Source organism: Desulforamulus profundi (genome assembly GCF_002607855.1).
In genome coordinates this window covers 1-5,007 of sequence record NZ_AWQQ01000068.1, presented here as the reverse complement: position 1 = coordinate 5,007, position 5,007 = coordinate 1, and the positions used below count along the sequence as shown (strand labels likewise).

Sequence of the window (5,007 nt, the reverse complement as noted above, 5' to 3'; positions counted from 1 at the left end):
CGGTACATTAGTGGTGGAAGGAAAAGTTATCAACATTTATGGTCAACTTTCTTTTGCAGTAGTATTGCATGGGAAAAATTTACTTAATTACCAGTTAATAAATGGTTTTAATGGTAATATTTTTCTTATAAAATACACAAAGGAGGGAGAAAAACCACCTTAAACAAGTTCAAAAAAATGTCTTGACATCTTTAGCCACCATAGTATGCCACATAGAACTTATTAATTTTAGAGAATTAGCAATAACTAATGTGATAAAAATAAATGCAAAAACCATCGGGGCAGGTCCCGTAAAAAAACTAACTATATAAATAGCTGTTGCTGAAACCAATAAAAAATAATAGTGAACCTTAAAGCCTGCATATGCACTTAGAATTCCAACACCTATTGTAAAGTACAAAGCAAATGTTAAAGCTTCCATAAACCCTCCAAATCCTTATTACATAAAGATAGGGACTAAGCCCTATCTTTATGTAATTTAGTTAATTAACTACTGAAAGTACACCTTTGCCTTAAGGAGTGAACTATATTCGCCAGTATGATTCCATTCGGCTTCATAATAATATTTTCCATTAGGATAGCCCTCAACGTATATATAGTGGTTTGCATAAGTTGCTAAATTGTCATCTTGAAAATCATAATTATGATGTTTTGCATTTGATTCCACATAGGCCCGGGAACTAGTATATCCGTAACTTAAGTAGTTATGATAGTCTAAATACCAATATGTTGTACCCAATGTAGGTTGACCATCCCATTGGCCTTTGCTTTTACTATAGGAGATTACCATTACCTTGTTATAATCAAGATCTACGGTCCAGTTAAGTTTGAGCCATGACTTGCAGCAATCAATGTTCACCGGGTCTTGAGTAACAACACCTACAGTACGACTGTATGTTGTAGTAAGTGCATTAGGAGTGATAACGCCCATATCCGAATTAACATCGGTAGAAGCAACTTCTTCTGCCTGCTTAGATTTGATTTTTATAGCTTTGTATGTTTTAGTTTTAGGGTCTACTTCAATGGTTATTGTCTCAGGCTGGCTGTCCGCTTCCCTATATCCTTTTACTTGAATTGAATTTTAGTTTCATTGTCGTTAACTTGAAGAAATTCAACTTCATCAAAATTGTATTGGCTATCTACGCTAGGTTTTAATTTGATGGGGCTATCTTTAGCGTATGCCACATTCCCAAAGAATAACGTAAAGGTAAATACTAAAACCAGAAAAAGGCTCATTTGCTTTGTAATTTTTCTCATTTTTATCCCCCTTTTTTTAGAATATGAACATATCAGTTAGACTCAAACCATAAGTTATCACCCCCTTTCCTACTAGACAGACAAGGGGGTGGGTTGGTTTTAAAAATAAATCGTAATATATCTACATATATCGACACAATAAACAATAATTATTTTCTAACAAAGGAATTAAATAATCATATTGTTATTAACGCTGCATAATGTCCTAAGATTGATGTTGCATGATGACCCAAAGTTGACGGATATAATGACCGATATTTTAGAAAGGGAGGAAGTGGCAAGAACAACCACTCCCCCCTTTTTCTAACTTAAATTATCACCCGGTATGTTTCCTGAATTTTTAAATTTAATCGTACATCTTGCATAATAACATACCATTCACTATCCAACTCTAATCTACAGGCAATGTTGGTCTCCCGACCAAAAGTTGAAAATATTCTCCGCAATGAAGGCCATACTCGCGATTTCCTAAAACGACAACCCAGCGATCATGTTGAGAATCATATCTCATTTCTACCCCACGACGCATCATGACAATTCACCCTGAATCACTCTCTTGACCATATGATCGTCAATTATTCGATGGCCGTTCTGTGAACCATAAATTAGGCAGTGGGTGCATACTTTGTTGACAAGCCTGGCTGCCCCACTAGAAAACCTGTAAATCTCATCCACTGCACCGTCAGAAAATATATCGTGCTTAGCACCGGCGTAAGCCAGGTGTTGTTTCATGTATTCTCCTACCTGTGCCCGATCGTAATGTGGCAACTTGCACTGCAAGTCAATCCGCTGCCGGATGGCTGCGTAGGCTTGGAGTTGAAGGCGATCCCATAGTTCACTTTGGCCCACAAGGATAAGTGCCATAGGGCTCTGTGCATCCATTTTGAAATTTAACAGAAAACGTACCTTCTACAACCAACCCTATTTTCCTTCGTGGAACTACTAGAATTTGAGCCAGAAACAAGATTACAAAAAGTTCTTTCAGTTTTGGATCTATCTCCTGCCCTTACTGTGGTTAAAAAGGCAGTTGTTGGACCAAAGGGTCACTGTATTGGTAACATGATTCGTGCCTTGGATGGTCACATACGTACAGGGAAAGAATTAAAACAACGATGACCCGGGTTAATTTTTTTGTATATGTCTAAAACTTTTTGAAACCAAATGATAGGTATCTTTGTCAAGATTATGAAAAAATTAATTACATGGGAGGAATTGATCATGGTAAAAAATCTCAAGTCAATGGTTTTGGTGTTGGTCGGATTGGTGTCTTTAGCTTTAGGACAACCTGTTGGGGCCCAGGGCAATGTACAAGCTTCTGTTGTTAACCCCCAGGCTTACCGGTACATGTATGATGCCTCATGTCTGAGTACTCTTGACGGCGCCGTGATCGGTGTTTCCGGAGTAACCAGAACGTATAGTACAGTAGATAAAATTACAACTACAGCTTATTTAGAAAAAAAGACTTCCTCGGGGTGGTCGGTTGTTAAAAGTTGGACCAATTCCACCAGGAGTAGCAATTCTTGTAAAGTAAGTGGAAGTTATACCGGAGTACCTGGAACTACTTATCGAGTCCGGTGCTACCACCGCGTAGATGAAGGCAATTTGATTGAAACCAACACATCCTATACCAACTCTTTTACTGTAAATTGACTCTTTTGGTTGAGTTGGCTAGCATCAAAATGTTGTCTTCGGATATATTCCCTACAATACTAATGAAAATGTCTCTATCCACCCAGGACAATTTAGAAAAGCCATTTTTATAAACAATAAGGGTAGCCTCCTGTCCTTTGACATTAGCCTTTTTCATGACGGCATCCTCAGTTGTCATAAGAATTTCCCTGGTTTAAGTCACCGACAATATTCATTTGAGTAATAGTAACTTCTGACCCATTACCTTTAAGCAATAGTTCAACCTGCCTGGAATTACCCACATTAGTTACTTCCGCCTTTTCAAGTTTGTAAACATCCATCATATCCAGGGGAAGCAGAATATCATAACGTACATCTTTTAAGACACTGTATACTTCAGGAGTAAGGTAGTCTGCAGTGTCTTTCTTATTTTCTTTCCCGAAAGAGATATAGGCGGTCTGAACTTTGCCGCTAATAAAAGACTTTATACTTTGAAACACTTTTAAATTAATGGCGGTGCCTTGAGTTGGCAGCATGAATAATGAGGTCGTTATCGCCAAAATCACAAAACCGGCGACAGCCAATGTTTGAGGTTTTTTCTTGGCCTCCTAACATTGTATCGATTACTGAATTTTTCCCAAGCCTCGTCTAGGTTAATATCTTTATCCTTCCTGGCTTTTTCCTGCAGGGATCTTTTAATTAATTCGTCAAGAGTGACATATTTTTCTTCACTCAACTTTCAGCCCACCTTTTGGATCCTTTTCGATATATCCCTCTTTAATTAACTTACTTCTAATGCTACTTCTGGCCCTATAGAGCAGAGTCTTAATAGTTCCTTCGGGTTTTTGGAGTAAGATTGCAATATCTTTTACTTTCATTTCTTGGTAGTAGTAGAGGTGGATAATCTGCTTCACGGCAGGGTCAAGGGATTCTACAATCCGCCTGACTGCATCAAAAGTTTCCTGGGAGTTCATGAGATATTCAGGGGAATTTTCCAAGGAGTCTCGGAGCGGGTCGATCAGTTCAAAGCTAACTACTTTCTTATTTTTATTTAAGAGATCGGTGGCGGTATTAATTGCAATCTTTTTAACCCATGCCGCAATCTTGTCAGAATCTCTTAATTGATCGATATTTTGTATTGCTTTAAATATTGCCTCTTGGGCAGCTTCTTCTGCGATTGAAGCATCACCACAGTAAAAATAGACTGCTTCATAAGCTGGATTGTAATACAGTCGAAATATGAGCTCGCTGTACTCTTTGTCTGGTTTTTTCTTTCTTGAGAACAGACGTTTAATTATAGACATAGTTACCTCCCAAGAGGTTTCGTTATCTTTACAAAATAATTCTATATATGACTATTTAATTCCTTTGTTGAAATCAATTATTATTATTATTATGTGATTATACCGTTAGCTCAGTATAGGTTATTGTCTTAGTACTTAGGCAAATATTGAGTAAACGGTTAAATAATTCACCCTTGAAATTACGGCGATTAAAGCGGTAACAAAATTCATTTAGATATGCCTGCARATGYTTTCTATCAAGTCCATGAAATGTCCCTGCAATAAAGGCTTTTGCATTTGAGATGATTGTATGAAGCCACTTTAAATGGTCTGGATTATCTTTTGGATTAAACACTTTTGGTTTATGCTCATACCCTTCCTTGGCAAGTTGAGTATAGGATCTGTAGGCATCACTAGAAATGGTTGACCCTGTCTGTATTGAAGAATGAGCAAATTTAACGATTGTTTCTTTCTTAATATCTGTAACTACCTGCATTTTAACGTATAATGGGTGTCCCTTCTTGTTTACTGATAAGCCGACAAGCACAGGTTGTGACCGTCAAGTAGAAATGAACAAATTTCGATAAATAATTTTTAACACCTAGTAAATTCCAAAAATGGTTGCCTCATAAATCACTCTTTGAGTGTTTTGATAATATCAGGCTGTAAAGGCCCGAAGATGGTTTGCCTATGCTTAAGCCGGTAGCTGTCTCCGGTTAAAACCAGGACTTCACTCTTGTGAAGAATACGGTCCAAAATGGCCGTGGTGATGGCCGGATCACCCAGAATTTCTCCCCATTCCTCAGGCCCCTTGTTGGAAGTAATGATTAAAGAGGTC

10 protein-coding genes and 2 pseudogenes are annotated in these 5,007 nt (G+C 37.7%); 1 reads left to right on the top strand and 11 read right to left on the bottom strand.

The genetic code is table 11. The annotated features are described in order from the left end of the window. Nucleotides 1-169: 169 nt before the first annotated feature. The 5 genes and pseudogenes from P378_RS11695 to P378_RS11680 all read right to left on the bottom strand — a co-directional run bounded on the left by P378_RS11695 (nt 170) and on the right by P378_RS11680 (nt 2,121). Nucleotides 170-421 (bottom strand): hypothetical protein, encoded by a 252-nt coding sequence (locus P378_RS11695; RefSeq protein ID WP_099083374.1) that lies wholly within the window; start codon nt 419-421, stop codon nt 170-172. 69 nt (nt 422-490) lie between these two features. Next, nucleotides 491-931, bottom strand: a complete 441-nt coding sequence (locus P378_RS20130) for a hypothetical protein (protein WP_207654033.1) — start codon at nt 929-931, stop codon at nt 491-493. Nucleotides 932-1,065: 134 nt separating this feature from the next. Beyond that, nucleotides 1,066-1,257 (bottom strand): hypothetical protein, encoded by a 192-nt coding sequence (locus P378_RS11690; RefSeq protein WP_099083373.1) that lies wholly within the window; start codon nt 1,255-1,257, stop codon nt 1,066-1,068. Nucleotides 1,258-1,565: 308 nt separating this feature from the next. After that, a pseudogene (locus P378_RS24515) lies at nt 1,566-1,768 on the bottom strand (DUF5348 domain-containing protein). 17 nt (nt 1,769-1,785) lie between these two features. Then, nucleotides 1,786-2,121 carry a general secretion pathway protein gene (locus tag P378_RS11680; protein WP_238473163.1) on the bottom strand — a complete coding sequence of 112 codons (336 nt, stop codon included), beginning with the start codon at nt 2,119-2,121 and terminating at the stop codon, nt 1,786-1,788. A gap of 354 nt (nt 2,122-2,475) precedes the next feature. On the opposite strand from P378_RS11680, the gene P378_RS19635 reads away from it, so the two are divergent. Next, a complete protein-coding gene (locus P378_RS19635; protein WP_180261076.1) occupies nt 2,476-2,907 on the top strand; it encodes a DUF6147 family protein in 432 nt (143 codons plus the stop codon). Here P378_RS19635 and P378_RS11670 read toward each other — a convergent pair. The 6 genes and pseudogenes from P378_RS11670 to P378_RS11650 form a co-directional block, all read right to left on the bottom strand. Further along, nucleotides 2,894-3,064 (bottom strand): DUF4367 domain-containing protein, encoded by a 171-nt coding sequence (locus tag P378_RS11670; RefSeq protein ID WP_238473164.1) that lies wholly within the window; start codon nt 3,062-3,064, stop codon nt 2,894-2,896. The genes P378_RS19635 and P378_RS11670 overlap by 14 nt on opposite strands. 10 nt (nt 3,065-3,074) lie before the next feature. Beyond that, nucleotides 3,075-3,470, bottom strand: a complete 396-nt coding sequence (locus P378_RS11665) for a hypothetical protein (RefSeq protein WP_099083371.1) — start codon at nt 3,468-3,470, stop codon at nt 3,075-3,077. Further along, nucleotides 3,449-3,622 carry a hypothetical protein gene (locus tag P378_RS19630; RefSeq protein ID WP_180261075.1) on the bottom strand — a complete coding sequence of 58 codons (174 nt, stop codon included), beginning with the start codon at nt 3,620-3,622 and terminating at the stop codon, nt 3,449-3,451. Before P378_RS19630 ends, P378_RS11665 begins: the two co-directional genes overlap by 22 nt. Next, complete coding sequence (locus P378_RS11660; RefSeq protein WP_099083370.1) at nt 3,615-4,190, bottom strand: RNA polymerase sigma factor; 576 nt, start codon at nt 4,188-4,190, stop codon at nt 3,615-3,617. The genes P378_RS19630 and P378_RS11660 overlap by 8 nt, the downstream gene beginning before the upstream one ends. Nucleotides 4,191-4,287: 97 nt before the next feature. Then, a pseudogene (locus P378_RS11655) lies at nt 4,288-4,719 on the bottom strand (IS1595 family transposase); the annotation flags it as partial. A gap of 83 nt (nt 4,720-4,802) precedes the next feature. Next, nucleotides 4,803-5,007: ATP-binding protein (locus P378_RS11650; RefSeq protein ID WP_143338474.1), on the bottom strand; the 205-nt coding region annotated here is incomplete at its 5' end.

Excerpts from the sequence above, each read along its gene's own strand:
- P378_RS11695 (WP_099083374.1), bottom strand. The coding sequence starts at position 421 with ATGGAAGCTTTAACATTTGCTTTGTACTTTACAATAGGTGTTGGAATT.
- P378_RS20130 (WP_207654033.1), bottom strand. The coding sequence starts at position 931 with ATGGGCGTTATCACTCCTAATGCACTTACTACAACATACAGTCGTACT.
- P378_RS11690 (WP_099083373.1), bottom strand. The coding sequence starts at position 1,257 with ATGAGAAAAATTACAAAGCAAATGAGCCTTTTTCTGGTTTTAGTATTT.
- P378_RS11680 (WP_238473163.1), bottom strand. The coding sequence starts at position 2,121 with ATGGCACTTATCCTTGTGGGCCAAAGTGAACTATGGGATCGCCTTCAA.
- P378_RS19635 (WP_180261076.1), top strand. The coding sequence starts at position 2,476 with ATGGTAAAAAATCTCAAGTCAATGGTTTTGGTGTTGGTCGGATTGGTG.
- P378_RS11670 (WP_238473164.1), bottom strand. The coding sequence starts at position 3,064 with ATGAAAAAGGCTAATGTCAAAGGACAGGAGGCTACCCTTATTGTTTAT.
- P378_RS11660 (WP_099083370.1), bottom strand. The coding sequence starts at position 4,190 with ATGTCTATAATTAAACGTCTGTTCTCAAGAAAGAAAAAACCAGACAAA.